At 71.0% G+C, this 25,098-nt stretch carries 21 protein-coding genes and 1 pseudogene; 16 read left to right on the plus strand and 6 right to left on the minus strand.

Features of this window, described 5'->3' with window-relative positions; genetic code table 11:
* Positions 1 to 128: 128 nt before the first annotated feature.
* Both IH68_RS0114685 and IH68_RS53065 read left to right on the plus strand, forming a co-directional pair.
* Positions 129 to 860 carry an LPXTG cell wall anchor domain-containing protein gene (locus IH68_RS0114685; RefSeq protein WP_030934388.1) on the plus strand — a complete coding sequence of 244 codons (732 nt, stop codon included), beginning with the start codon at positions 129 to 131 and terminating at the stop codon, positions 858 to 860.
* Between the two features lie 47 nt (positions 861 to 907).
* Positions 908 to 1,401 (plus strand): annotated as a pseudogene (locus IH68_RS53065) (BBE domain-containing protein); the annotation flags it as partial.
* Here IH68_RS53065 and IH68_RS0114695 read toward each other — a convergent pair.
* Positions 1,388 to 1,966: a biotin transporter BioY gene (locus tag IH68_RS0114695; RefSeq protein WP_030934394.1), complete on the minus strand. Its 579-nt coding sequence runs from the start codon at positions 1,964 to 1,966 to the stop codon at positions 1,388 to 1,390. The pseudogene IH68_RS53065 and the gene IH68_RS0114695 sit on opposite strands and share 14 nt — an antisense overlap.
* Before the next feature lie 424 nt (positions 1,967 to 2,390).
* On the opposite strand from IH68_RS0114695, the gene IH68_RS0114700 reads away from it, so the two are divergent.
* The 12 genes from IH68_RS0114700 to IH68_RS0114755 all read left to right on the plus strand — a co-directional run bounded on the left by IH68_RS0114700 (position 2,391) and on the right by IH68_RS0114755 (position 13,968).
* Positions 2,391 to 3,578: an ROK family protein gene (locus IH68_RS0114700; RefSeq protein WP_030934397.1), complete on the plus strand. Its 1,188-nt coding sequence runs from the start codon at positions 2,391 to 2,393 to the stop codon at positions 3,576 to 3,578.
* 251 nt (positions 3,579 to 3,829) lie between these two features.
* Positions 3,830 to 4,897: an ABC transporter substrate-binding protein gene (locus IH68_RS0114705; protein WP_030934400.1), complete on the plus strand. Its 1,068-nt coding sequence runs from the start codon at positions 3,830 to 3,832 to the stop codon at positions 4,895 to 4,897.
* Positions 4,894 to 5,748, plus strand: coding sequence for an ABC transporter permease (locus tag IH68_RS0114710; protein WP_030934403.1), 855 nt, complete (start codon positions 4,894 to 4,896; stop codon positions 5,746 to 5,748). The genes IH68_RS0114705 and IH68_RS0114710 overlap by 4 nt, the downstream gene beginning before the upstream one ends.
* A complete protein-coding gene (locus tag IH68_RS0114715) occupies positions 5,724 to 6,440 on the plus strand; it encodes an ABC transporter ATP-binding protein (protein ID WP_030934406.1) in 717 nt (238 codons plus the stop codon). Before IH68_RS0114710 ends, IH68_RS0114715 begins: the two co-directional genes overlap by 25 nt.
* A gap of 137 nt (positions 6,441 to 6,577) precedes the next feature.
* On the plus strand, positions 6,578 to 7,918 hold the full coding sequence (locus tag IH68_RS0114720; RefSeq protein ID WP_030934409.1) for an LLM class flavin-dependent oxidoreductase: 1,341 nt from the start codon (positions 6,578 to 6,580) through the stop codon (positions 7,916 to 7,918).
* A 15-nt stretch (positions 7,919 to 7,933) separates the two neighbouring features.
* Entirely contained in the window at positions 7,934 to 8,839 is a 906-nt protein-coding gene (locus IH68_RS0114725) for a TauD/TfdA dioxygenase family protein (protein WP_030934412.1), read from the plus strand.
* Between the two features lie 113 nt (positions 8,840 to 8,952).
* Positions 8,953 to 10,335 (plus strand): amino acid permease, encoded by a 1,383-nt coding sequence (locus IH68_RS0114730; RefSeq protein ID WP_030934415.1) that lies wholly within the window; start codon positions 8,953 to 8,955, stop codon positions 10,333 to 10,335.
* A gap of 107 nt (positions 10,336 to 10,442) precedes the next feature.
* Positions 10,443 to 11,084 carry a superoxide dismutase gene (locus IH68_RS0114735; protein ID WP_030934417.1) on the plus strand — a complete coding sequence of 214 codons (642 nt, stop codon included), beginning with the start codon at positions 10,443 to 10,445 and terminating at the stop codon, positions 11,082 to 11,084.
* A 314-nt stretch (positions 11,085 to 11,398) separates the two neighbouring features.
* The gene (locus IH68_RS0114740) at positions 11,399 to 11,698 is read left to right on the plus strand and encodes a WXG100 family type VII secretion target (protein WP_030934419.1); all 300 of its coding nucleotides are present in this window, start codon (positions 11,399 to 11,401) and stop codon (positions 11,696 to 11,698) included.
* Between the two features lie 76 nt (positions 11,699 to 11,774).
* On the plus strand, positions 11,775 to 12,065 hold the full coding sequence (locus tag IH68_RS0114745; protein ID WP_030934421.1) for a hypothetical protein: 291 nt from the start codon (positions 11,775 to 11,777) through the stop codon (positions 12,063 to 12,065).
* A complete protein-coding gene (locus tag IH68_RS0114750; RefSeq protein WP_051833425.1) occupies positions 12,052 to 12,780 on the plus strand; it encodes a hypothetical protein in 729 nt (242 codons plus the stop codon). Before IH68_RS0114745 ends, IH68_RS0114750 begins: the two co-directional genes overlap by 14 nt.
* Before the next feature lie 9 nt (positions 12,781 to 12,789).
* A complete protein-coding gene (locus IH68_RS0114755) occupies positions 12,790 to 13,968 on the plus strand; it encodes a putative T7SS-secreted protein (RefSeq protein WP_030934426.1) in 1,179 nt (392 codons plus the stop codon).
* Positions 13,969 to 14,077: 109 nt separating this feature from the next.
* Here the strand turns inward: IH68_RS0114755 and IH68_RS0114760 are convergent, their stop codons facing one another.
* Positions 14,078 to 18,457, minus strand: coding sequence for an FtsK/SpoIIIE domain-containing protein (locus IH68_RS0114760; protein ID WP_107057461.1), 4,380 nt, complete (start codon positions 18,455 to 18,457; stop codon positions 14,078 to 14,080).
* 248 nt (positions 18,458 to 18,705) lie between these two features.
* Here IH68_RS0114760 and IH68_RS0114765 point away from each other — a divergent pair, with 248 nt between their 5' ends.
* On the plus strand, positions 18,706 to 19,638 hold the full coding sequence (locus IH68_RS0114765) for a hypothetical protein (protein ID WP_030934432.1): 933 nt from the start codon (positions 18,706 to 18,708) through the stop codon (positions 19,636 to 19,638).
* A gap of 3 nt (positions 19,639 to 19,641) precedes the next feature.
* On the opposite strand, the gene IH68_RS0114770 is transcribed toward IH68_RS0114765, so the two are convergent.
* The 4 genes from IH68_RS0114770 to IH68_RS0114785 form a co-directional block, all read right to left on the minus strand.
* Entirely contained in the window at positions 19,642 to 20,226 is a 585-nt protein-coding gene (locus IH68_RS0114770) for a sigma-70 family RNA polymerase sigma factor (protein ID WP_030934435.1), read from the minus strand.
* An 86-nt stretch (positions 20,227 to 20,312) separates the two neighbouring features.
* Entirely contained in the window at positions 20,313 to 21,077 is a 765-nt protein-coding gene (locus tag IH68_RS0114775) for a LamG domain-containing protein (protein ID WP_030934438.1), read from the minus strand.
* Between the two features lie 279 nt (positions 21,078 to 21,356).
* Positions 21,357 to 21,965 (minus strand): histidine phosphatase family protein, encoded by a 609-nt coding sequence (locus tag IH68_RS0114780; protein WP_030934441.1) that lies wholly within the window; start codon positions 21,963 to 21,965, stop codon positions 21,357 to 21,359.
* A gap of 82 nt (positions 21,966 to 22,047) precedes the next feature.
* The gene (locus IH68_RS0114785) at positions 22,048 to 23,499 is read right to left on the minus strand and encodes an FGGY-family carbohydrate kinase (protein ID WP_030934444.1); all 1,452 of its coding nucleotides are present in this window, start codon (positions 23,497 to 23,499) and stop codon (positions 22,048 to 22,050) included.
* 173 nt (positions 23,500 to 23,672) lie between these two features.
* Between IH68_RS0114785 and IH68_RS0114790 the strand changes: the two genes are divergently transcribed.
* Positions 23,673 to 25,094 (plus strand): ABC transporter substrate-binding protein, encoded by a 1,422-nt coding sequence (locus tag IH68_RS0114790; RefSeq protein WP_030934447.1) that lies wholly within the window; start codon positions 23,673 to 23,675, stop codon positions 25,092 to 25,094.
* The last annotated feature ends 4 nt before the right edge of the window (positions 25,095 to 25,098 follow it).

The raw sequence follows: 25,098 nt of genomic DNA on the forward strand, positions 1-25,098 counted from the left end.
ATTACCTCGATCGCGCCCCGACTGAAACACAATGGTCACACTTCATGGCGTACCAGCATAGTGCGGAGAAATCTTGTGGTAGCTCTTCAAGTACTGCGAATTCAGGCGCAGCCAAGGGGGATGTGAACATGAGTTCTCGTCGCACGACGACCATCGCGGGATCGCTGGTCGCGGCATCTTTTTCGGCGGTGATGATCCTTTCCTGCACCGCCAGCGCGGACGACCAGGGGCCCGGCAGCAGCAAGGGGGGAAAGGCCGTCGACGAGGCACCGGCAGGTGTAAAGCTGACCACGCTCCTGCCCTCCAGGATCTCGGTCGACAATGGCTCGCAAAAAACGGCAATCACCGCCACCGTCAAGAACGAGGGGACCAAGGACAGCGGAAAGATCCAGCTTCTGGTCGTCGGTTTCGACGGCCTCACGGTCAAGAGCGTTCAAGGCTGCTCCCAGATTGACGGAAAGGATCTTCCGGCCGGCTCGAACAGCGGTTTCTCCTGCCCGATCGACAATCTCGCGGCCGGCAAGTCGAAGTCGTTCGCCGTCGACGCCACCTACGACCTGCGCAAGACCGGCAAGATCTGCCTGCCCGTGCAGTCCGGTGACGGGAAGAAGACGTACTGGCAGCAGGGACCGGTTCCGTTCGGTACGTCCAACCCGTCGCCGAACGCCCCGGCCACCCCGCTGCTCCTCGGCACCGACAACAAGCCGGTGGCCCCGGGCGGCAGCAGTGAGCTGCCCAAGACCGGTGTCGGGCGCGATGTCCTGCCGCTGGGCGCGGCGGGCGCGTCGCTGATCGTGGCCGGTGCGGCGGGGCTGTGGTGGTCCTCCCGGCGCCCGGCCCAGCAGCGGCTGCGCGGCTGAGCACCCTCGCGCACACCGGTCGCCACTCCGCCCGCATAACCTGACGGCACATGTCAGGTTATGCGGGCACGATGCGTTTCGCATACACCGGGGCCGACGGTGATGAACTCGTCGCTCCGCTGCGGGAGTCGGGGCCCGCGCTCGCCGACTCCCTGCGGGAGATGCCGTATGCCGAGAACCACACGATCCACAGCGACCCGGACTTCCCGCATGCGTACTACGAGGACAGTGCGGTGCTGAGCGAGTTGGACGCGGTGAGGGCCGGTGACGTGCTCGCCGCCACCGGGCCGGATGCGGGCGGTCCGATGTGCGTTCTGCAGATCAACCACCTGGGCGGGACGCGGCGCGCGCGGTGCTGGATCCGGCGTTCGCGGTGCTCACCCCGGTCACGATCGGGCGTGCGCTCAACTTCGCCTTCGGTGCCGGGGACCGGACGGACGGGCTGTACGACGCCGGAATGCTGAAGAGGCTCGCCGGGCTGAAGGCGTCGTACGACCCGGCGAACCTCTTCCGCAGGAACTACAGCCTCAGCGCTTGTTGACGAGCTTCCAGGCGGTGGGCATGACGCCCATCGCCAGGGCGGCCTTGAGGGCGTCGCCGATCAGGAACGGCGTGAGGCCGGCCGCGATCGCGGCGGACGCGGACATGTCGGCGGCATAGGCCAGGTACGGGACGCCGACGGCGTAGATGATCGCCTCGCCGAGCAGCATCGTGCCCGCCATGCGCAGCACGGAGCGGTCGGCGCCGCGGCGGGCCAGGGCGCCCACCACGGTGGAGGCGAGGAGCATGCCGAGGATGTAGCCGAAGGAGACGGAGACACCGGAGCTGCCGCCCGCGAACCACGGCACACCGGCGAGTCCGGCCAGCGCGTACAGCACGAGCGAGGCCAGGCCGCGGCTCGCGCCGAGCGTCGTGCCGACCAGCAGCGCGGCGAAGGTCTGGCCGGTCACCGGCACCGGGGAGCCCGGGACGGGGACGGAGATCTGAGCCGCGAGGCCGGTGAGCGCGGCGCCGCCGAGCACGAGTGCCACGTCCCGGACGCGGGACGCGGGGAGCAGGTCGGCGAGGACCTCGCGGGGGCGGGCGGTGACGGCGGCGGTGCTCATTGGGGACTCCGCGGGTGACGGGGACATGCTGGGACACGGTGACGCTATCCCAGCGGCCTGGAGCCGATCACCGTCAGCGGTCGACAAAGGCTGGAACGCGGGCTTGGTGGGCTCCGGACAAACAGTGCTGGTTACACGGGGTTTCGCGTGATACCGGTCACTGAGGCAGGGAGGCCGTGCTCACCTGGCAGGAGGCGGGCAGGCCTGTAGGGTCTCACCAAATGAATCCTAGTGGTCTGGCCGGATTCACCTTCTCTGGCCTACCCTTCGAGCCATGGTTGCCCAGGCCCGGAACTTCACGTCGCGTCGCTATGTCGACCTGCGACGCCAGGGTGCTGCCACCTGTCGCCGTCCGGTGTGAGGCGGGCCGCGGCGCGCCTCGACCTCCGAGACGTGTCGGCCCCGTTCCCGAGGACGGTCTCCCATGCCCTCTGCCCTGGCATCCACCCTTGCGTCCCCTTCCACTTCCACCCGCCGCCGGACCAGCGCGAGCGTCGTGCTGCGGTCCGTTCTGGAGCACGGCCCGGTGGCCCGCAGCACCATCGCCCGGCTGACCGGTCTTTCGCCGGCGTCGGTGACGGACTACTGCGCCCGATTCACCGAACTGGGCCTGATCCGCGAGTCCGCCGTGCCCCGGCGGTCGAACGGGGTGGGCCGCCCGCACGTCCCCGTCGACCTGGACGACTCCCGGTTCGTGGTCGGCGGGGTGCATGTGGCGGTGCCGTACACCACGGTCGCGCTGCTCGATCTGCGCGGCCGGGTGGTGGCGCGGCGCGAGCTGAAGCACGAGCGCACCGATCCCGGGTGGGTGCTGGCCCGGGCCGCCGAGGAGCTCGGGGCGCTGCTGGCCGGCAACCCCCGTTGCCGAGCTCTCGGTGTCGGCGTGGCCGTCGGCGGCTGGGTGGACCGGGAGTCCGGGACCGTCGTGGAGCACGCGCTGCTCGGCTGGCGGGACGTTGCGGTGCGGGAGGTGCTCGGCGCGCGCACCGGGCTGCCGGTTCATGTGGACGGCCACGCGCGGGCGCTGGTCAACGCGGAGCGGCTGTTCGGGCGGGCGCGGGGCGGCGGAAGCATGCTGCATCTGTTCGTCGGCAACGTCGTCGACGCGGCCTTCGCCACCCACGACGAGGTGCACCACGGGCCCCGCTCCCAGGCCGGCGCCATCGCGCATCTGCCGGTGCCGGGCGGCACGGAGCCCTGCGCCTGCGGGCGGACCGGCTGCCTGCAGGCCGAGTTGAGCGAGCGGACGCTGTGCCGGCGGGCGCGGGAGGCGGGCGTCACCGACGGTGTGAATCCGATGCACGTGGTCGCGGCGGCCGCCGCGGACGATCCGGAGGCCGTACGGCTGCTGGTGGAGCGGGCGGGCGCCATCGGGCGGGCGGCGCGGCTGCTGCTGGATGTGCTGAATCCGGAGACGGTGGTCGTGACGGAGGTCGGGATCATTCACCGGGAGGACTGCCTGAACGCGTTGCGCGAAGGGGTCGGCGACGAGCGGGCGGCTGCCGTCGTACCGACGAGTTTTCCGGATTCGGTGCTCGCGGTGGCGGGCGGTTCGGTGGCCCTCGACGTGCTCTACCGGGATCCGCTGGCCGCTCGACCTGAGGCTATTTAATTCAGAATCGCGGAATATTGACAGGGCTCGCCACCGGCCAGGAACATCGTACTCATGAGCCCGATCGTGAGCTGTCGCACCCTTTGTTGCTGACACGTTGCCGCGTGTGAAGCGCTCATTTCCTCCTGCGTAAATACCGCGCGAATTCCCTCCCCCTGGCGTTCTCCTGCCGGAATTCCGTCTGCGCTCTTCCCCTCCGCGCTCCCCTCTTTTCCTGCGCTCCTCCCCTCTGAACCTCACGGAGTCCTGCCATGCATTCCTCTGCCGTGCCGGGTGTCGACCGACGGCTCTTTCTCACCTCAGTGCTCGGTGCCGCAGCCGGTGTCGCCGGTCTGAGCGGCTGCGCGGGCGGCAGTGCATCCGCCGACAGCAAAGGCGTCTCGACCGCGCCGCTCGCCGACAGGGTCCCGGCCGGTACGAGCCTGAAGATCGCCTCGTATCAGAACACGGAGCAACTCCAGTTCAGGTTGGCCAAGTTGGGCGGCCTGCCGTTCAAGGTGTCGAGCTGGTTGAACATCGGCGCCGGTCCGGACGTGATCAACGCTTTCCGCGCCAAATCCCTGGACGTCGCCAACAACGCGGGAATCCCGCCGATCCAGGCGCACTACCAGGGCTTCGACGCGAAGATCGTCGCAATCAACATCACCCGCAAGCCGAATTACCTCTTCGCCACCAAGCCCGGCAGCGACATCCGGTCGGTCGCCGACTTCAAGGGCAGGAAACTCGCCTTCTCGCAGGGCCAGGCCCAAGGTGTCGTACTCCTGCGGGCGCTGAAGAAGGCGGGACTCAAGTACGACGAGGTCGACCTCGTCCCGCTGACCAGCAACCAGTTCCTGACCGCCCTGCAGTCCGGCCAGGTGGACATCGCACCGCTCCCCAACCAGCAGGCGCCCGCCTATCTGGGGCAGTACGAGTCCAAGGGCGCCCACGCCATCACCACGGACGTCGTCGACCTCCTCAACCTGCTGTGGGCACCGACCTCCGTGCTCAACGACCCCGCGAAGGCCGCCGCGGTCGCCGCGTACATCCCGTACTGGGCCAAGGGCCAGGTCTGGACGTACGAGAACCCCGACGCCTGGAACGAGGAGTTCTACGTCAAGACGCAGAACCTGACCCTCGCGCAGGCCCGCGGCATCAGCAAGCTCGCCAACAAGCCGTTGTTCCCGCCGAGTTGGGGCGAAGCGATCAAGTGGGAGCAGGAGACCGCCGATCTGCTGGCGGAGGGCGGCTTCGTGAAGAAGTTCGACGTCTCCTCGCTCTTCGACCACCGCTTCGAGTCCATCGCCGCCAAGGCCGTGCCGGCGGAGTACCGGAGGTGACCGCCGTGACCACCACCACGACCGCCGCACCCCCGGTGCAGGCTAGGGAACAGGCCCATCCGGTACGGCGCCGCCGCCGCGGCCTCTCCCCCGGCAGGCGCCTGCCCGCCTCCAGGCTGATCGGCCCCGCCCTCCTCCTCGCCCTGTGGGCCGCCGCCTCGGCCGCCGGACAGCTCGACCCGGGCGCGATCCCCGCGCCCTGGACGGTGCTGCGGACCGCCGGCCGCCTGTGGAGCGCCGGGACGCTGCCCACGGACATCCTGACCTCCCTCGAACGGGCCGCGTACGGCTTCGCGATCGGCCTCGCGGCCGGGGTCGTCCTGGCGCTGGCCGCCGGCCTCAGCCGGGTCGGCGAGGCGCTGATCGACGGGACCGTGAACCTCAACCGGGCGATCCCGACGCTCGGCCTGATCCCGCTGTTCATCCTCTGGCTGGGCATCGGCGAGACGTTCAAGATCGCGATCATCGCGATCGTCGTCTACGTCCCGATCTATCTGAACACGCACTCCGCGCTGTCCGGCATCGACAGCCGCTATGTCGAACTCGCCGAGGTGCAGGGGCTCTCCCGCTTCCGGTTCATCCGCCAGATCGTCGTCCCCGGCGCCCTGCCCGGGTTCTTCGTGGGACTCCGGCTCGGGGTGACCGGCTCCTGGCTGGGCCTGGTGGTTCTTGAGCAGATCAACGCCACCAGCGGACTCGGCTACATGATGTTCCAGGCCCAGAACTACGGCCAGTCCGACGTCATCCTCGTGGGACTGCTCGTCTACGGGATCTTCGGCCTGGTCTCCGACAGCGCGGTCCGTCTCATCGAACGGAGGGTGCTGTCATGGCGCCGCACACTGAGCAGCTGACCCGGCCCGCCGTCCAACTCCGGGGCCTTACACGGTCGTTCGAGGGGCGTACCGTCCTCGACGGCATTGACCTCGACCTCCCGGCGGGGCAGTTCACGGCGCTGCTCGGGCACAGCGGCTCCGGCAAGAGCACGCTGCTGCGGGCGATCGCGGGGCTGGACCACAAGGTCGTCGGCAGCGGGCAGCTCACTGCACCGGAGAAGGTGTCCGTGGTCTTCCAGGACTCCCGGCTGCTGCCCTGGCGGCGGGTCCTGGACAACGTACTCCTCGGCCTGGACGGCAAGGACGCCGAGCAGAAGGGCCGCGCGGCCCTCGCCGAGGTGGGCCTCGCCGGCCGGGAGCGGGCCTGGCCGAGCGAGCTTTCCGGCGGGGAGGCCCAGCGGGCGGCGCTGGCGCGGTCGCTGGTCCGTGAGCCCGAACTGCTGCTGGCCGATGAGCCGTTCGGGGCACTGGACGCACTGACGCGCATCAAGATGCACGCGCTGCTGCAAGAGCTGTGGCGGCGGCATCAGCCGTCGGTGCTGCTCGTCACGCATGACGTGGACGAGGCGATCGTGCTCGCCGAGCGGGTGCTTGTGCTCGACGCCGGGGGCGTCGCTCTCGATCTGGCCATCGAGCGGGGTGCGGCTGCGCGCGGCGAGTACCGGGAACGGTTGCTGGCGGCGTTGGGGGTGACCGAAGGCCTGGAGTGACCGGCCTCGGGGGCTGCCGCCCCCGAACCCCCGCTTTCGGCCCTTAAGGGGCCTCGTCCTCAGACGCCGGACGGGCTGAAATGCCGCGACCGGCAGCCCACAAGTCCGCCTCCGACAAGCCCTCCCAAAGGACAACCATGCCCCGCCAGCTCCACCTCAACGCCTTCCTCATGAACACCGGCCATCACGAAGCCTCCTGGCGGCTTCCCGAAAGCGATCCGTACGCGCACGTCGAGCTGGGCCACTATGTGCGGCTCGCCCGGATCGCCGAACGCGGCACCTTCGACTCGCTCTTTCTCGCCGACGGGCCGCAGTTGTGGGGCAGTCTCGCCCAGCGTCCCGCGGGCGCCCTGGAGCCGCTGACCCTGCTGACCGCGCTGGCGACGGCCACCGAGCACATCGGGCTGATCGCCACCGCCTCCACCTCGTACAACTCCCCCTACAACCTGGCCCGCAAGTTCGCCTCCCTGGACATCATCAGCGGCGGCCGGGCGGGCTGGAACATCGTCACCACGGCGGGTGCCGAGGCCGCGCGCAACTTCGGTCTGGAGCACGAGCCCGCCCACGCGGACCGGTACGCCCGCGCCGCCGAGTTCCTCGACGTGGCGCTGAAGCTCTGGGACAGCTGGGAGGACGACGCCGTCGTCGGCGACAAGGCGGCCGGCGTCTGGGGCGACGACACGAAGATCCATCCGCCTCGGCACCAGGGGACGTACTTCAGCGTCGAGGGCGCGCTCAATGTGCCCCGTTCGCCGCAGGGTTACCCGCTCCTCGTGCAGGCGGGTTCGAGCGAGGACGGGAAGGCGTTCGCGGCGCGGTACGCGGAGGCGGTGTTCACCGCGCAGCAGACCCTGGCCGACGCCCAGGCCTTCTACGCCGACCTCAAGTCCCGTACGGCGGCGGCCGGCCGGGATCCCGGGCACATCAAGGTGCTGCCCGGGATCGTGCCGGTCATCGGGTCGACGGAGGCCGAGGCGCGGGCGAACGAGCAGGTCCTGGAGGACCACATCGTGTACACGCACGGCGTGGACCGGCTGGAGCGGCTTCTCCAACTCCCGCAGGGGGCACTGGAGCTGGACGCCCGGCTGCCGTCCGACCTGCCGCCGGAGGACGCGATCGAGGGTGCCAAGAGCCGCTACACGCTCGTCGTCGAACTCGCCCGGCGCGAGCGCCTCACCGTCCGGCAGCTGATCGGCCGGCTCGGCGGCGGACGCGGCCACCTCACCTTCGCCGGCACGCCCGAGCAGGTCGCCGACGCGATCGAGACGTGGTTCACGCAGGGCGCCGCCGACGGGTTCAACATCATGCCCGCCGTGCTGCCCTCCGGGCTCGAGACCTTCGTCGACCAGGTCGTCCCGATCCTCCGCGCCCGCGGTCTGCTCCGGAACGAGTACGGCCCCCGCCAGACCCTCCGGGAGCGCTACGGCCTCCCCCGCCCCGCCAACCAGTACGCCCCTCAGGAACCCGCCCTCGTCTGAAAGGACCGACCACCAGTGCCAGGCATCGAAATCCAGAAGGTGACCGCCCACATCGGCGCCCGCATCTCCGGCGTCGACATCTCCAAGCCGCTCGACGAGGAGACGGCCGCCGCGATCCGCGAGGCCCTCAATGCCCACAAGGCGCTCGTCTTCGACGACGTGAACCTCGACGACGCCGGACAGCAGGCTTTCGTCCGCCACTTCGGTGACGTCACCACCGCCCACCCGACGGTCTCCTCCGTGGACGGCGTCCCGAACGTCCTGCCCGTCGACAGTGAGCGCGGCCGCGCCGCCAACCACTGGCACACGGACGTCACCTTCGTCCTCAACCCGCCGCAGGCCAGCACCCTGCGCAGCATCACGATCCCGCCGTACGGCGGAGAGACCCTGATCGCCGACTCGGCGGCCGCCTACCGCCAACTCCCCGAGTCGCTGCGCCAGTTGGCGGACACTCTGTGGGCGGAGCACACCAACGACTACGACTACGCCGTACCGGAGGAGGAGCTCGACGAGCAGCAGGCCGCCCAGCGCGCCCAGTTCACGTCGATCAAGTACCGCACCGTCCACCCCGTGGTGCGCGTGCACCCGCTGACCGGTGAGCGCGGGCTGTTCATCGGCGGGTTCGCACAGCGCGTCGTCGGCCTGTCGCCGGGCGAGTCGCGCAAGATCCTCGACCTGCTCCAGGCCTATGTCACCCGGCCGGAGAACATCCTGCGCCACCGCTGGTCGGAGAACCAGCTCGTCCTGTTCGACAACCGCATCACGCAGCACTACGCCGTCGACAACTACGACGGCCTGCCGCGCCGCCTGCACCGCGTGACCGTCGCCGGTGACGTCCCGGTCGGCATCGAGGGCAAGGAGAGCTACTCGATCGAGGGCGACGCCTCGCACTACACATCCGTGGCATCCGTAGCCGCATAGTCACACCATGTAGCGGTAGTGTCCGGATAATGGGCAGCCTCTCCTCCTGACCGGAGAGGCTGCCCAGACTGTGGGCGTTTTTGCCCATCTCATGGACTGGACGAGCCGCGCCCATGCCCAGCAGCACCACCGAGGTCGAGTCGCCGCCGCAGGCGGACGCCGACGCCACCCTGTCCCACGGCCTCAAGCAGCGCCACCTGTCGATGATCGCCCTCGGCGGGGTCATCGGCGCCGGTCTGTTCGTAGGCTCCGGCGCGGGTATCGCCGCCGCCGGACCTTCCATCGTCGTCGCCTACACGCTCTCCGGCCTCCTCGTGATGCTGGTGATGCGGATGCTGGGCGAGATGTCGGCCGCGTATCCGTCGTCGGGTTCGTTCTCGGCGCATGCGGAACGGGCGATCGGGCCATGGGCGGGCTTCACCGCCGGCTGGTCCTTCTGGGTGCTCCTGTGCACGGCCGTCGGCCTGGAGGGCATCGGTGCCGCGAAGATCGTGACGGGCTGGCTGCCGCACACACCCGAGTGGGGCTGGGTGGCCCTGTTCATGGTCGTGTTCTGTGTCGCGAACCTGGCCGCCGTGAAGAACTTCGGCGAGTTCGAGTTCTGGTTCGCGGCCCTGAAGGTCGGGGCGATCAGCCTGTTCCTGGTGCTGGGCGTACTCGCCATCGCGGGCGTGCTCCCCGGCACGGACTCCCCGGGTACGGCGAACCTGACCGAGTTCCTGCCCAACGGCAGCGAGGGCCTGATCGTCGGCGTGCTCGCCTCGATCTTCGCCTACGGCGGCCTGGAGACCGTCACCATCGCGGCGGCCGAGTCGCAGGACCCGGTGCGGGGCGTGGCGAGCGCCGTCCGTACGGCGATGTGGCGCATCGCGCTCTTCTACATCGGCTCGATGGCGGTCATCGTGACGCTCGTCCCCTGGGACTCGAAGGAGGTCGTCGAGAAGGGCCCGTACGTCGCCGCCCTCGACCACCTCGGCATCCCGGGCGCCGGGCAGCTCATGAACGTGGTCGTCCTGGTCGCCCTGCTCTCCGCCATGAACGCCAACATCTACGGCTCCTCGCGCATCGCGTACTCGCTGGTGGAGCGGGGGCAGGGGCCGAAGGCGCTGGGCCGGGTGTCGGGCGGGGTCCCGCGGATCGCCGTACTGGCGTCGTCGGTGTTCGGCTTCGTATGCGTGGTCCTGAGCTACTGGCGCCCGGACGACGTCTTCCCCTGGCTGCTGAACATGATCGGCGCGGTGATCCTGGTCGTCTGGGCCTTCATCGCGGTCAGCCAGCTGCGGTTGCGTGCCCGGCTGAACCGGGAGGCGCCCGAGAAGCTGGTCGTACGGATGTGGGCGTTCCCGTGGCTGACCTGGGTGGCGCTGGCGGGCATGGTGGCGATCTTCGTCCTGATGGCCCGGGAGCCCGGCACCCGGGTGCAGCTCTACTACACCGGCGGGATGACGGCCGTGCTGGCGGCGGTGGGATACGCCTGGCAGCGGGCCAGGCGCTGACGACGGCCGCCGCATCGCGAAGAAGCCCCCGTGTACACACGGGGGCTTCTTGTTGTTAGCGTGTAGTTGCAAGTCACTTGCAATAAGAGTTCCGGAGGGGGACCCCCATGCCCGTCTACACGCTTCCTGACCTGCCGTACGACTACTCCGCACTCGCGCCCGTGATCAGTCCCGAGATCATCGAGCTGCACCACGACAAGCACCATGCCGCATATGTGAAGGGCGCCAACGACACGCTGGAGCAGCTCGCGGAGGCGCGGGACAAGGAGTCGTGGGCGGCGGTCAACGGGCTGGAGAAGAACCTGGCCTTCCATCTGTCCGGGCACATCCTGCACAGCATCTACTGGCAGAACATGACGGGTGACGGCGGAGGTGAGCCGCTGGCGGCGGACGGCGTGGGTGAACTCGCGGACGCGATCGCCGAGTCCTTCGGGTCGTTCGCGGGCTTCCGGACGCAGCTGTCGAAGGCCGCCGCGACCACGCAGGGCTCGGGCTGGGGAGTCCTCGCGTACGAGCCGCTGAGCGGTCGGCTCGTCGTCGAGCAGGTCTACGACCACCAGGGCAATGTCGGCCAGGGCTCGGTGCCGATTCTCGTCTTCGACGCCTGGGAGCACGCCTTCTACCTCCAGTACCGCAACCAGAAGGTGGACTTCGTCGAGGCCATGTGGCGGGTGGTCAACTGGCAGGACGTGGCGCGGCGTTACGAGGCGGCCAGGTCCCGCGCGGATGTCTTGCTGCTGGCGCCGTAAGGCATACATGAAGCGTCCTGCTCGTGATCGTCTTCTCACCTTTCACGGGGCAGGCGGATGAAGAGGAAGGCCCTCGCGAGGACGTGACTCGCCAGGGCCTTCCTTTTGTCATGCCTCGGGTCTTCCCGGCCATGCCGGCCGCCTCTGTCGGCATGGCCGGGAAGGCCCGCTTGACAACAGTCGCCCGGGGCCCGCGGCCTGCCGCTTTCGTCACCGTTCCGCAACAGGCATGAACCGCCCCGGCAGGTGCCCCGTAGAGCCGGGTGTGAGCGGCCGAGCGGCCGCGGCGATCCGGAACGAGAGAAGGAACCGACATGGCCGGCGGCAACATCAAGATCAGCCCGGACGAGATGCGGGAGGCGTCGACCTGGCTGCAGCACCAGAAGGAACTGATGCAGCAGAGCCTCCACGAGGCCAACACCAAGATGGACGAGATGGTCGAGGCGGCCTACGCGACGCCGGGCTCCGAGAGCAAGTTCCGTCCGTTCTGGGAGGAGTACAAGAACGGCACCGAGAAGGCGATCGAGGGCCTTCAGGGCGTCAGCGAGTTCATCAAGCAGGTTGCCGACGCGTTCGTCGACACCGACGACCAGACGTCCGGCGCCATCGGCTGACTTCTCGGTCACGGCCGGGTTCCGTGGCGTTCCGGTGCCACGGAACCCGGCCTGTGCGGGGAGAGAAAGGGGCGCCATGTCGCGCATTCACATACCGGTGGACGAACTCGCCGACACCATGGCCGCGCTGCAGGACATCCGCGAACGGATCAGCAAGACCGCGAAGTTGAGCAATGTCGGTTCGGACGACGATGTGGGCGACTCCCATCTGATCTCGGCCGTCAACGGCTTCGACCACGCATGGTCGGCCGGCCACGAACGGGTCCAGGAGAACGTGGACACGTTCAAGAAGGCCGCGCAGGGCATCGTCGACAACTTCACCGACACGGACAACGAAGCTGCAAAGGCTATGGATGAACCCGCTTGAGGTACAGGACGGGGACGGGCGGCCGCGGCTGCTGCCTTCCGATGAGCGGCCGTCGGGCGCTCCGGCGCGCTACACGCTGAGTTACCCGTCCAGTTGGTCGCACCTCGACCTGGACCCGAACACCAGGGATGTGGCGATCCGGCGCCGCATCGAGGAGCAGGCGAAGGGCGTGGAGGTCGAGCGCGAGCGGGTGGACGCCCTGATCCGGGAGACCCGCAAGAGCGCGCGCGAAGCCTACGCCCAGGGCGCCCTGCAGGTCGGCTACCTGCTCGGGTTCCTCGCGGACGGCAGCACGCTGAACGCCACGGCGATGGTGCTGCGGACCCGGATCCCCGAGGGCGAGCCGACCGACCTGCCGCAGATGATGCTCGCCGCGGGCATGCAGAACAGCCGGACCTCGGTCGGACGGGGTACCGACCTGAACCGCGTGGAGATCATGGAACTGCCCGAGGTGGGCAGCGTGGGGCGGATGACCTCGCTCGAGGACTTCGACTACTTCGGGCAGGCCACGATCCGCACCGCCGTGCACCAGGTGGTGATCCCCGTGCCGTCGAGCCGGGACCTGATGATCCTCGCCAGTACGACGCCCAACATCAGCTTGGCGGAGAAGTTCTTCGAGGTGTTCGACGCCGTCGCCGGGACCTTCCGGTTCCACGACCCCGAGGACCCTCCCCAGGACGCCGTCGCCGTCGCCGGCGCCGAGAACGAGAAGTGAGGGCGGGACATGGCACGGCCACCGCAGGCCGACTGGGAATCGGTGTTCGGCTTCTCGTCGGACCCGACACCCGGCGACCCGGAGATTCTTGAGAAACTCGCCTCGGAATACCGGTCCATCTCCAACGACGCCCAGTCCGCCCACTCCGTCGTCGCCCGGCTGGACTCCGACGAGCTCGGCGAGGGCAAGTCCATGGAGGCGCTGCGGACGCAGCTCAAGGAACTGCCCACACAGGTGGGCAAGCTCCAGTCGTCCTACGAGGCGGCCGCCGACGCGGTCGCGAAGTACGCCCTCCGCCTGAGGGACAGCCAGGACCAGGCGGACCGGGCGCTGGAAAGGGGCCGCGAGGCGAAACAACGGCTGGACTCGGCCATCGCGGTGGCGTCCGCGGCGAGCGCCCACCTGAAGAGCCTCGACAACGCGCAGGCCCCGCCCCCCGACGACGAGGCGGCCCGGAGCAACGCCCGGCGTGCCCTGGCCGATGCGCAGCAGGCGGACCAGTCCGCCGCGCAGTCCGTCGAGTCGGCTCAGGCGGATCTGGAGGCCGCCCGGCTGCTGGCCCTCGACGCGCAGGAACTCCGCACGTCCGACGCGGGGGTGGCCAAGCGCGAGCTGGAGGAGGCCGAGGGCGAGGCGGTCAAGGGGAAGAGCTTCTGGGACAAGATCGGGGACATCCTGAACCAGGTCTTCTCCATCATCGGAACCGTTCTCGGCGTCATCGCCATGTTCGTCGCCGGCCCCATCGGCGTCGCTCTCGCCATCGGCGCTGTCATCTTCGGAGCCGCTTCGCTGGGCCTCACCATCGCGAAGGGGGCCGATACCGGGCACTGGGACATCGTGGGCATCGTCCTGGGAGTGGTGGGGCTCGCCGCGGGCGGGATCGCCGTCTTCGCCGGTAAGGGCATCGGCGCCCTGGGGAAGGTCGGCCTGGGGCAGTGGATCAAGAACCTCTTCAAGAAGTGGTATCCGTCGGAGGTCTTCACGGCGCCACCGGTGATCGAGCTCGACCTCATCGGAGGGGGAGCCAGTGTCATCATCCCGCCCACCGTGGTGGTCGGTGGCCGGCCGGCGCTGTCGACGCTGGACGGCATCCTGAACGGGCTGGGGCTCCTCACCGGCATCGGCGGCCTCATCTACGGGCCCATCGAGTTCACCGGGAACGCGCCGGGCGGGTCTGTGGACGCGTGAGGCCGTTCGCCGGGCTCCGGGCCGTGAGCCGCAGTCACGGCACCGTCCACGGATCGAGGGCTCCCGCCGGCGTCACCGGCGGGAGCCCTCGATCCGTGTGGACGACCGGTCAGTCCACGGCCCTCGGGAGCACCGTCTCCGGGACCTGGACGGTGCGCAGCACGCCGTCGCCCAGGTGCAGGATCGCCCGGCCCGGGCGGGTCGCGCCCAGGCGGCTGCGGGGCACCTTGACGCCGATGAGCTCGCCGTCGCTCATGTTCTGCGGCTTCAGCAGCAGTCCGCACCGGTGGCGGCGGGCCTCGGTGTGCCAGCCGGAGAACCCGGAGGAGAGCCGGTCGGTCTGACCGGCGATCACCAGGCCTTGGCGGGTCTCGGTACCGGACTTGGCGATCCGGGTGAGGACGGACTCGGCCCTCGTCTTCAGCAGCAGGTCGCCGTCGTCCAGGAGCACCACCGCCCCCTTCGGCGAGGACGTCAGTGCCTCTTCCAGCGCGATGGGGTCGAGGTCGGACTCGTCGAACACCGCGAGGACCCCGGGCCGTCCGGCGAGGCGGCGCAACGGCGACCTGGCGGGCGCACCGACGACGACGGGCATCCCGACCGACAGCAGCGACAGTGCCAGCGTCGCCAGGACGGTGCTGCGGCCCGAGCGGGCGGGGCCGGCGACGAGGAAGGTCGGCGTGAGGCCGAAGTCCGGTCCGAACGCGGCGAGTTCGTCGCCGCCGACACCGGCCAGGGCCCAGCGTGCGGACTTCAGCGGCTGCGGCACGTACCGGACCGCCTCCTGCCAGGTGAGCCGGTCCGGGAGGGTGTCGACGCGGAACGGCCGGGTGGCGGCCGGCAGGTGGTCCGCATGCCGGCGGCACTGCTCGGCGATCCGCTGGAGCGCCACGGCCTGCGCCTGGCCCCCCGGGTCGTCCGTGAGGAGCGCGATCTGCACCTCCGCCTTGTCGGCGGCGCGGAAGGCGCGGCCCGGCGGGATCTCGTCGGGCACGTTCCGCTGGGTGATCCCGATCATGCCGTACTCGGACTTCTCGTTCAGCTTCAGCACGAGCTTGTCCTCGGTGGAGCCGTTGACCCGGCTGGAGAACAGCGCCCGGTCGCCGGTCACTATCAGGTGGATGCCGACGCTCCCGCCGTCCCGGAGCAGGGTCAGCACGGCATTCAGCAGGTTCCCGGCGTCGTACTCGCCGAGCTGCTTGTCGAAGACCTCCCACCGGTCGATGAAGAGCACGATGTGCGGCGGCCGTTCGCCCTCCGGCAGGCTGCGGCGCAGCTCCGGCAGGTCGGCACTGCCGTGGGCGGCGAGCAGCTCCTGGCGCCGGGCGAGCTCCGCCGTCAGCCGGGCGAGCAGCCGGGCCACCCGGTCGGGCTGGGTGCGCTGGGTGACGGCGCCGCAGTGCGGCAGCCCCTCCATCGCCAGCAGGGCGCCGTTGCCGCAGTCGATGCCGTACATGTGCAGCCGGTCCGGGGCGTGGGCGTGGGCCAGGGTGCCGGCGATGGTGCGCAGCGTCTGCGACCTGCCCTGCCGGGGCGAGCCGATGATGTGCAGGTGCCCGAGCGTGGCGGGGTCGATCACCAGGGGGCGCCGGGCCTGTTGGGCGGGCAGGTCCACCACGCCGTACGCGACGGGCGCGAGGTCGTAGTCCGAGGGCGGGGCCGGCGGCAGTTCGCCGATGACCAGTTGCTCGGGCAGCGGCGGCAGCCAGGGGCTGTGCTGCGCGGGGATGCCCATCTCCCGGTCCGCCTCGCGGATCGCCGTGACGAGTCCGGTGAGGTCGGTCTCCACCTCGGCGGGGGCGGCCGCGGCGCGGGGCCGCGGCGGGAGCGGTTCGCCGAGCCGCTCCCAGCCGACCACCACCGCCCAGGGGGCCGGCAGCGAGCTCGCGGCGGCGCCGGGCCGACGGCCGCCGACCCGTCCGGACTGGAACGGCACAAGGGAGTTCTGGCCCAGGCGCACGTAGGCGCGGCCCGGTGTGCTCTGCGAGATCGACGCGGCCTCGGGGGAGTTGAGGACGTCCTGGCTCTCGCCGGCGTCCGTCACCCGGAGCGCGATACGCAGATTGGTGTTGGCGCGGATCTCCGAGGAGACGACACCACTGGGGCGCTGCGTCGCCAGGATCAGGTGGATGCCGAGGCTTCGGCCCCGCTGCGCGATGTTGACCAGGCCCTTCACGAAGTCCGGCAGATCACGCACCATCGAGGCGAACTCGTCGATGACGATGAGCAGCCGGGGCATCGGTGTGCGGCCGGCCGGGTTGCGCTCCAGCAGCTCGACGTAGTCCTCGATGTCCTTGGCACCGGCCTCGGCGAGGACGTGCTCGCGCCGGGTGAGTTCCGCCGTCAGCGACACCAGGGCCCGCTCGACGAGGTGGGCGTCGAGGTCGGTGACCATGCCGACGGTGTGCGGCAGGTCCACGCAGTCCTTGAACGCCGAGCCGCCCTTGTAGTCGACGAGGACGAACGTCATCGCGTCCGGACGGTTCGCCACCGCCAGCGAGGCGACCAGCGTCTGAAGGAGTTCGGACTTGCCGGATCCGGTGGTACCGGCGACCAGCGCGTGCGGGCCGTCGCGCCGCAGGTCCAGGAAGAACGGGCCGTCCAGGGAGACGCCGACGGCCGCCCGGGTCGAGCGGCCCCCGGCCGCCCAGCGCGCCCGGACACCGGCGGCCTGCGGCGGGTCGAGGGCGAGCACGTCGAGCAGCCGCGCGGCACCGGGGAGCACCGCGGCCTCCTCGTCGGCCCCGCCCGGGTCCCGCAGCGGGCCCATCGCCCGGGCCAGCGAACGGCACCAGTCCAGCGACACGCCGTCGGGCCGGATGCCGCCGATGGTGCCCTTCCCGGAGCGTCCCAACCGCACGGTTCCGCCGGGTTCCTCGACGACGACGGCGTGACACTCCTCGGGCAGCAGCCGCTCCTCGGCGTCCAGGCAGACCGCGCGGACGCCGACGGACGGTCCGTCGCGCAGGATCTGCGCCACGCCGGGCAGCGAACGCAGCCTGCGGGCCCCGTCGAGGACGACGAGAACGTCGGGTCCGCCGGGCCGGCCGCGGCGGTCCTCCCCTCCGGCGCGCTCGGCGATCAGCGCGGCCAGTTCGGCGACCCGCCGGGCGCAGCTCTCCGTGCCGTAGCCGATGCTGGCCGGGATGTCGCCGGACTTCTTGCGCACGTGCGGCAGCCAGCGCAGCCAGGACCAGCCGTCCCGGCCCGGACCGCCGGCCGTCAGCAGGTGGATCTGGAGGTCACGGGGGCTGTGCAGGACGGCGGCCTGGGCGACCGCCCACCGTGCCACGGCGCGCGCGGCCGGGCCCTCGCCGGCGATGCCCAGCACGTCGTGCTCGCGCAGCGCGACGGTCACCGGGACGTCGTACGCGGTCCACGGGTCCTGGCGGCGGTGTTCGTCCTTGGTCGGGTCCTGGAGCACCACGTCGGAGGGCAGGTCTGCGGTCCCGATGCGCAGTTCCAGGAAGTCGGCGTCCGTGGTGCGGCGTTCCCACAGGCGGCGCCGGGGGCCGACGGCGGTCAGGACGACCTCGGCCGGGTCCGGGAAACCGCGGCGCCGGGCGGTGCGTTCGGCCGCCAGGGCCTGCTTCGCGTCGCCCTCGATACGTGCCTTCTTCTCCTTGTAGGCGGCGACCGCATCCGAGTGGGACTGGCGTCCGCTGCGCCGGTTCACCAGGTAGTTGCCGAGGATCGCGACCGGGGAGAGCAGCCCGAACAGCAGCATCGACATGCGGCCGAAGACCAGCGCGCCCGCCCCCGCCATCACCAGCGGCGCGGCCGCGGTGATCCACGGCATCGGGCGGGCGGCGGGCGCCACGGGCGGGGAGGGCAGGACGAAGCGGGTGGCGTTCACCGGCGGCCGCAGCCGCGGCGGCCTGTTGTAGTCCTGGCCCGCGCCGTCCTCCGACGGCTGCAGGGCCGCGTCCGGCCGTTGCGGCAGGGCGAGTTCGAACAGGCTGCCGCCGACGAGGAGCTGTTCGCCGACCGCCCAGGCGGTGGGCTCGGCGAGGTCCTCGCGGTCCAGTTGCAGGGGGCCGCCGTCCGCGGACTCGTCGGGTGCCACCCGGCAGCGCCCCCCGGGGCCCACCGTCAGGACGGCGAACGGACGGTCCGGCACGGTGCCCAGCACCTGGGCGGTCCCGTCGTTCGCCAGCCCGATCCGGTACTCGCCGATGCCGAGCCGGCGCACCGCGCCCGCCCCGGTCCCACCGACCGTACGGACCTCCACCAGCCCGTCCGGTTCGGCCGACGAGGTGCCCGCCGGGCGGCCCAGGCCGACGACGGCCGCGTGGTGCAGCGGCGCGTCCCGCAGCGTCAGGTCCGCCGGCAGCAGCCGGTCGCCGGCGTACAGACCGAGGCCCTCCGGGGGCCGGTGGACGCCGCCCGCCTCGGCCAGCGCCGCCGCGACGGCGCTCAGGGGCGTGTCGGGGTCGGCGTCGAGGTGGACGTCGAACGCGTCACCGTCCCCCTCCACCACGGTCAACATCAACGACACGAAACGTCCTCCAGCCTGCGTGAACGGGGGCCACGGGAGTGCTGCTCGTCGGCTCCCGGGCCACTGACATGGCCTACGGGGCCGGCCCGAGGATGGTTCACGAACACGCCGGTGAACCATCCGCGGGCGGGCCCCGTAGTGGCCTTTGGGTGCACGATGCCGCGGCTTCGCCGCGCCGCCGCCCCCGCCTGTGACCGTCCCGGCTCCGTCGCCGGGGCGTCCCGACAAGGAGTCAGAAGATGATCTGGTACGTCCTGGCCGTGGTGCTGGGGCTGGCGCTGATCGGGGCGGTGGCCGCGCTGGTCGTCACCGAGTGGCGGGCTCGCCCGCCGAAGCCCGTCGCCGCCTCGGCCGCCGTCGTGGGACGGCAGGCACTGGACGTGGTCGACGCGGGCCTGCGCCGGCTGACGGCCGAGTGCCGGCGCTCCGGCCGGTCGCTGCCGGACCTGTACGCCGTCGTCTACTCCGGCGAGCGGCTCGCACTGCTGCTGGCCGGTGCGGACGAGTCCGCCCCCGCGCCCTGGACCGCCGAGGCGGACGGCGAGCGCTGGACGGCCTCGCCCGACGACCTGCACCGCCCCGGTCCGGAGGGCGAGCAGGCGCTGCCGTACGCGCTGACGGTGACCATCGGGCTGGACGGGCCCGAGCGGGTGCTGGTCGACCTCTCCCGGGCGACGGGGCCGATCTCCGTGACGGGCCCGGACGAGGAGGTGCGCAGCCTGGTGCGGTCCCTCGTCGTCGAGACGCTCTCCGGCCCGGTGGGCGCCCTCGCCGAGGTCACCCTGGTGGGATCCCTGGCCGACGACGGGCTGGTGACCGGCGACGGGCGGCGCAGCTCGCGTCTGCACACCGCAGCCACCCTGGAGGAGGCGTTCGCCAAGGCGGCCCCGGGCCGGCCCGGGTCCGATGCGGCCGACGTCACCCAGGTCACCTGGGTGATCGACGGCAGCAGGCGGACCGCCGTCAAGGACGAGGCGCCGCATCTGTTCGTCGTGGACGCCTCGCAGCTCCCGCAGCAGGAAGGGGCGTTGAACGCTCTGCGGCGCGGCGACGCGCTGCTGGTGGTCGGCGCGGCACCCGCGGGATGGCGCTGGCGGACCGAGGCCGGCGGCTCGCTCGACACCGGACCGCTCGGCCTGGAGATCACCCGGCATGCGGGGCGTTTCGCATGAGTCTCAGCCGGCCTCGCGGTCCAGGCCGTCCACGTGCAGCCCGCGGCGGTGCAGCGCCTCCCGCAGGGCGCGGGCGGCATAGTACGTCCGCGACTTGACCGTGCCCGGCGGAACGCCGAGGACCTCGGCCGTCTGGTTGACGCTGCGCCCCAGGTAGTGCACGTGCAGCAGGACCTCGCGCTGCGCCGGCCGCAGATCCCGCATCGCCTCGACGAGTACCAGGGAGGTGAGGACGTGGTCCACTTCGTCGGAGACCGGCAGGTGGACGAGTTCCGGGTCGCCGTCCTCCGGTGGCCGGGCCTGACGGGCCCGGTGGCCGTCGATGACGAGATTGCGCAACACGGTGAACAGCCACGGTCGCGCCGAGTCATCGGTCGGGTCGATCTCCTCGGCGTGCCGCCAGGCGCGTATCGCGACCTCCTGGAGGATGTCCTCGGCGCGGTGCCAGTCACCCTCCAGCCGCCGCGCGGCGAACTGCAGCAGTGCGGTGCCGTGGAAGTGGTAGAGGGCTCTGAGGAAGTCGTCGGGGCGGGGTTCCACCGGGGCGGGACGGGGTATCCGGTCCCCGCTCGAAGTGCTGGCCGGCAAAGGCCTGTTCCTCTCCGGTCGTCTGTCGTGCGCGCCGTGCGGCGTGTCCGCCGGCCTGCGGCGGTGCACCCGCCCCGGTGTCACCGTCAGTGCGGCTCGCGGGAGGACAGGGACCGGACCTCTCGGGACGTCAGTTCCCGCTGGTAGATGTGCACGTCGGCGATGTCGCCCTGCCAGTAGTCGGCCGGCTTCCCGTTGAACCTGGCGCGTCCGATCACCACGTCACCGGTGGGCTCCACGTCGCTGGTGGCCACCCTGCTTCCCGCCAGCCGACCGTCGACGTAGAGCCGCATCAGGTGGTCGCTCTGGCGGTAGGTGCCCGTGAGGTGGTACCAGCGGCCGGACTGCGGCTTCCCGGCCGCCTCTGCGAGGGTGCGGGCACCGGAGAAGCTGAACGCGAAGCTGTGGTCCGACCCGGAGTACTGGAGGAAGAACGTGCTGGCCCCGTCGCCGTCCTCGGACACCGCGGTGTGGAAGGCGTCCATGTCGTCGGCGGTGAGCCGCACCCGTGCGGCGACCGAGTAGTCCTTGCCCCGGGTGTCGAGCCGGGAGCCGGTCTCGGCGTATCCGCTGGTGCCGTCCAGCTGCAGGGCGCCGCCCGTGGGACCGTCGGCCCACTGCGTGCCGCCACGGGTCACGGCGTCGTGCTGTCCCGCCTTCGCGGTGCCGGACCGGTGCAGGGGCCACCACCCGACGCCGCGCAGCGCCCCGGCGCCCGGACCGGAGACGGCCCGCTTCGCCCCGGCCTGCTGCTGCCCGGATCCCTGGGCGCGCACCAGGTGCACGACGACAAAGGCCAGCGCGACGGCCAGTACGGTGATCGCTGTGATGAGCGACCATCTGCGCTTCATGAGTCTCCCCGAGACGTAAGGCGTAGATGTATCACTGTAGATCACATGTACGACCGGAAAGCGGCTCACCCCATGCCGTACTTGCCTATCGGCAGTTACGGTCCGATGAACTCCCGTTCATAGTCGGCCAGTTGCACTCGCACCACGCAGGCGGGCCTACTGGTCCGGTCCCCGTTGCGGGGGCGAATCCCGCAGGGGCGGAGCCCGGAGCGGGCGGCTTCAGACGTGACAACTCGCCGACTGCGGTCCGCCGTTCACGTCGAGCCCTGCCGTGTGCGGCTACGCGCAGGGCACGTTGAGCGACAGCAGCGCCGTGTGCTCCCCGTCGATACGGATCTCACTCACCGCCGTGTTGCGCAACTGCGGGAAGACTCGGCGGTATTCAGCCAGGGGGATGTGCAGCAGGGAGCACAGCACCAGCCGGAGCAGCGTGTTGTGGGCGACGACGAGGACGCGCTGACCGTCGTGGGCGGCGGCGACACGGCGCAGGGCCGCCGCACCCCGGGCAGCCGCCGCGAGCGGATCCTCCGCGCCCGGGAAGGGATGCGCCACCGGGTCCGCGCGGAAGGCCTCCGCCGCCTTCGGGTCCTCGGCCGCGAACTCGGCAAGGGTACGGCCCTCCACCCCCCCGAAGTCGCATTCCCGCAGGTCGGGTTCACGGTGCGGGGTGAGGTCGAGGGCGCGGCAGGCGGGTTCGGCGGTGGCGATCGCGCGGGAGACGGTGGACGTCCAGATCGCGTCGACGGGACGGGCGGCGGCCCAGCGGCCGAGGGCCTCGGCCTGGGCGCGGCCGGTCTCGGTGAGGGCGACGTCGCTCACGCCCGCGTAACGGTTCTCGGCGTGCCAGACGGTCTGGCCGTGGCGGGCCAGCAGGAGGGTGGTGCTCATGGAACGGTCCATCCGTGCGGGGGCGGGAAGCTGCGCGTGCACATCGCAGCCGACCGGGGCGGGGCCGGGTCGTGCCGCGTGCTCATGAGCCCGCAGTATCCCGGCCGAGGCGCTCGTGCGCGTGTGCCGCCACGGGTGGCGGCAGCCAGCCCCGTGCCGCCAGTTCGTCGACCAGACGGGCGTACGGCTCGGCGAACAGGGCCGTACGGTCGGGGCGGGGTTCGAGGACGGTGTGGATGCGGACCATGCGGTCGGCCACGTCCGTCAGGGGGCCCGAGCCCGTTCCGTGGGCGGCCAGGGCGGCCATGCCGAGGGCCGGTTCGGTCTGCTCCGGTACGCGGGCGGGGCGGCCGAGGATGTCGGCGCGGAGCCGGTTCCAGTACGGGCTGCGGGCGGCGCCGCCGGTGAAGGTGAGCGGGCCGTCCATCGGGGCGCCCAGGTGGTGCAGGTAGTCCAGGCAGAGGCGCTCGGCGAAGGCGACGCCCTGCAGCAGCGCGGCCCACAGGTCGGCCTCCCCCTCGGGTTCGCCCAGGACCAGGGCGGAGGCCTGCGGCGCCAGGAACGGGAACCGCTCGCCGGGCGACACCAGGGGGTACGCCACCGCACCCGAGGGCTCATGGGCGGCCGCGCGTGCGTCCATCGCGGCCGGGTCGGCGCCCGCGAAGGCGGCGGTCAGCACCCCCGCCCCCACGCTGGACGCCCCGCCGGGCAGCCAACTCCCATCCGGTGCACGGTGGTTGTAGACCACTCCGGTGGGATCGTGGACGGGCGTCCGGGAAGCCCCCTTCAGCACCAGCGTCGTGCCGAGCACCGAGTTCCAGGAACCCGGGCGCAGCGCCCCGGACGCGATCTGCGCCGCGCAACCGTCGGTCATCCCGGCGATCACCGGGGTACCCACCGGGATGCCGGTGGCGTCCGCGGCGGCCGGGCAGACCTCGCCGAGCCGGGTGCCGGGCCGTACGACCTCGGGCAGTGCGGGCGCCCCGGGGATGTCCGGCCAGGCGTCGCCCTCCACGTCGTAGGCCGTCTTGAGGGCATGGCTGGAGTCGGTGGGGACGGGGCGGCCGACGAGTTCGGCGGCGACGAGGTCCGGCTGGTGGGTGATGCGGCCCTGCCCATGGGCGCGCAGGAGCCACAGCGCCTTCGGCAGCCCCCACGTGTTCTGCACCATGAGCCCCGCCCCCCGCAGCCGCTCCGCCTCGGCCCAGGCACGCCCGTCGTCGTACATCAGCGCGGGGCTCACCGGCCGCCCCGCCGCATCCGTCAGCAGCACGGTCCCGGATGTCCCGCACACCGCGAGCCCGCCGATACGGGACGGCGGCCCGTCCTTGAGGTCCTTGAAGGCGCCCCGGCAAGCCGCGCACACCGCCGTCCACCACTCCCCCGGATCCTGCTCGTGCCGCACCCCGTCGCGCATCCCCGCCAAGGGGGCCGAACCGGCACCGAGGACCGTGCCGTCGGCGGCGACGAGCAGCACCCGGACGCTCTGCGTGCCCAGGTCGATCCCCAGCCACGCCTCGCCCTCGTATCCCATCCGGACCTCCCACGGATCTCGACCCGGGATGTGAACTTCTCACTCTGCACTGAGATTTTCGCGTGCGCGAGGGATTGACGGCCACCTTCCGCCGTTACACCCTCTGTTAGCGAGTCGACTCGACGTGTTAACCCACACAGCGCACCGGGCCCAACCCCACCCGGAGGTCACGGATGGACACGCACGTGCACGACCGCCGACGCTTCCTCGCCCTCACCGCCGGGGCCGCCGCCACCCCGTTGCTCGCGGCCTGCGGTGCCGGCTTCGGCAGCGACGACAAGAAGAGCGACGGCTCGGCCGCGGACGACGTCACCGGCTCCTTCGACTGGAAACGGGAGAAGGACCAGACGGTGAAGGCGCTGCTCAACAAGCATCCGTACACAGACGCCCTGATCGCCGACCTGAAGTCCTTCACCGCGAAGACCGGCATCAGGGTCGAGTACGACGTCTTCCCCGAGGACAACTACTTCGACAAGCTCACCGTGGACCTGTCCAGCGGACGCGCCTCGTACGACGTCTTCATGCTCGGCGCCTACATGGTGTGGCAGTACGGGCCGCCCGGCTGGCTCGAAGACCTCGGACCGTGGATGCGCAACTCCTCGGCCACCGGCGCCGAATGGGACCAGGCGGACTTCTTCCCCAATCTCCTCCAGGCCGACCAGTGGTCGCTGAAGGCAGGCGCTCCGCTCGGCCAGGGCGGGCAGTACGCACTGCCGTGGGGCTGGGAGACGAACGTCGTCGCCTACAACACCGAGGTGTTCGGCAGGCTCGGCCTCAAACCGGCCGAGTCCTTCGACGAGTTGCGCGAGATCGCCGGCGTCATCAAGCGGAAGGCCCCGGCGGCAGGCTACGACGGCATGTACGGAATCGCCGTACGAGGCTCCCGCAGCTGGGCCACGATCCACCCCGGTTTCATGACCATGTACGCCCGCAACGGCCTGCACGACTTCACCGTGCACGGCGGGAAGTTGAAACCCGCGATGAACACGCCGGAGGCCATCGCCTTCACCCGGGACTGGGCGGGCATGGTCAAACAGGGCGGGCCGCCGTCGTGGACGTCGTACACCTGGTACCAGTGCTCCAGCGACCTCGGCGCGAAGAAGGCGGGCATGCTCTTCGACGCCGACACCGCGGCCTACTTCCAGGCCGTCGCCGGTGCCAGTCCGGCCTCCGGGAAGATCGCCTTCCATCCCGGGCCGAAGGGCCCGAACGGCTCCCTCGCCACCAACATGTGGATCTGGTCGCTCGGCATGAACGCCAAGAGCAGGAAGAAGAGCGCCAGTTGGCTCTTCCTGCAGTGGGCGACCGGCAAGGAGCACCTGCGCAAGGCCGCCGTCACCGGCAACCACATCGACCCCGTGCGGAAGTCGATCAGCCAGGACGCGGCGTACAAGGACAAGATGAAGCACCTGCCCGGCTTCATCGAGACCTTCGAGACCGTCGTCGACCAGACGAAGATCCAGTTCACCCCGCAGGCACAGTTCTTCGACGCGACCACCAGCTGGGCCGCGGCCCTCCAGGAGATCTACGGCGGCCAGAACGCGAAGTCGGTGCTGAACGGGCTGGCGGGCGACCTCGCCTCCAAGGTGGGCTGAGCAG

Source organism: Streptomyces sp. NRRL S-646, from assembly GCF_000720765.1.
In the GTDB taxonomy this organism is placed as follows: Bacteria; Actinomycetota; Actinomycetes; order Streptomycetales; family Streptomycetaceae; genus Streptomyces.

Bases quoted from the DNA above. Each gene is read 5' to 3' on its own strand.
- IH68_RS0114685 (WP_030934388.1), top strand. From the start codon at position 129: ATGAGTTCTCGTCGCACGACGACCATCGCGGGATCGCTGGTCGCGGCA.
- IH68_RS0114695 (WP_030934394.1), bottom strand. From the start codon at position 1,966: ATGAGCACCGCCGCCGTCACCGCCCGCCCCCGCGAGGTCCTCGCCGAC.
- IH68_RS0114700 (WP_030934397.1), top strand. From the start codon at position 2,391: ATGCCCTCTGCCCTGGCATCCACCCTTGCGTCCCCTTCCACTTCCACC.
- IH68_RS0114705 (WP_030934400.1), top strand. From the start codon at position 3,830: ATGCATTCCTCTGCCGTGCCGGGTGTCGACCGACGGCTCTTTCTCACC.
- IH68_RS0114715 (WP_030934406.1), top strand. From the start codon at position 5,724: ATGGCGCCGCACACTGAGCAGCTGACCCGGCCCGCCGTCCAACTCCGG.
- IH68_RS0114720 (WP_030934409.1), top strand. From the start codon at position 6,578: ATGCCCCGCCAGCTCCACCTCAACGCCTTCCTCATGAACACCGGCCAT.
- IH68_RS0114730 (WP_030934415.1), top strand. From the start codon at position 8,953: ATGCCCAGCAGCACCACCGAGGTCGAGTCGCCGCCGCAGGCGGACGCC.
- IH68_RS0114735 (WP_030934417.1), top strand. From the start codon at position 10,443: ATGCCCGTCTACACGCTTCCTGACCTGCCGTACGACTACTCCGCACTC.
- IH68_RS0114740 (WP_030934419.1), top strand. From the start codon at position 11,399: ATGGCCGGCGGCAACATCAAGATCAGCCCGGACGAGATGCGGGAGGCG.
- IH68_RS0114745 (WP_030934421.1), top strand. From the start codon at position 11,775: ATGTCGCGCATTCACATACCGGTGGACGAACTCGCCGACACCATGGCC.
- IH68_RS0114750 (WP_051833425.1), top strand. From the start codon at position 12,052: ATGAACCCGCTTGAGGTACAGGACGGGGACGGGCGGCCGCGGCTGCTG.
- IH68_RS0114755 (WP_030934426.1), top strand. From the start codon at position 12,790: ATGGCACGGCCACCGCAGGCCGACTGGGAATCGGTGTTCGGCTTCTCG.
- IH68_RS0114760 (WP_107057461.1), bottom strand. From the start codon at position 18,457: ATGTTGACCGTGGTGGAGGGGGACGGTGACGCGTTCGACGTCCACCTC.
- IH68_RS0114765 (WP_030934432.1), top strand. From the start codon at position 18,706: ATGATCTGGTACGTCCTGGCCGTGGTGCTGGGGCTGGCGCTGATCGGG.
- IH68_RS0114775 (WP_030934438.1), bottom strand. From the start codon at position 21,077: ATGAAGCGCAGATGGTCGCTCATCACAGCGATCACCGTACTGGCCGTC.
- IH68_RS0114780 (WP_030934441.1), bottom strand. From the start codon at position 21,965: ATGAGCACCACCCTCCTGCTGGCCCGCCACGGCCAGACCGTCTGGCAC.
- IH68_RS0114785 (WP_030934444.1), bottom strand. From the start codon at position 23,499: ATGGGATACGAGGGCGAGGCGTGGCTGGGGATCGACCTGGGCACGCAG.
- IH68_RS0114790 (WP_030934447.1), top strand. From the start codon at position 23,673: ATGGACACGCACGTGCACGACCGCCGACGCTTCCTCGCCCTCACCGCC.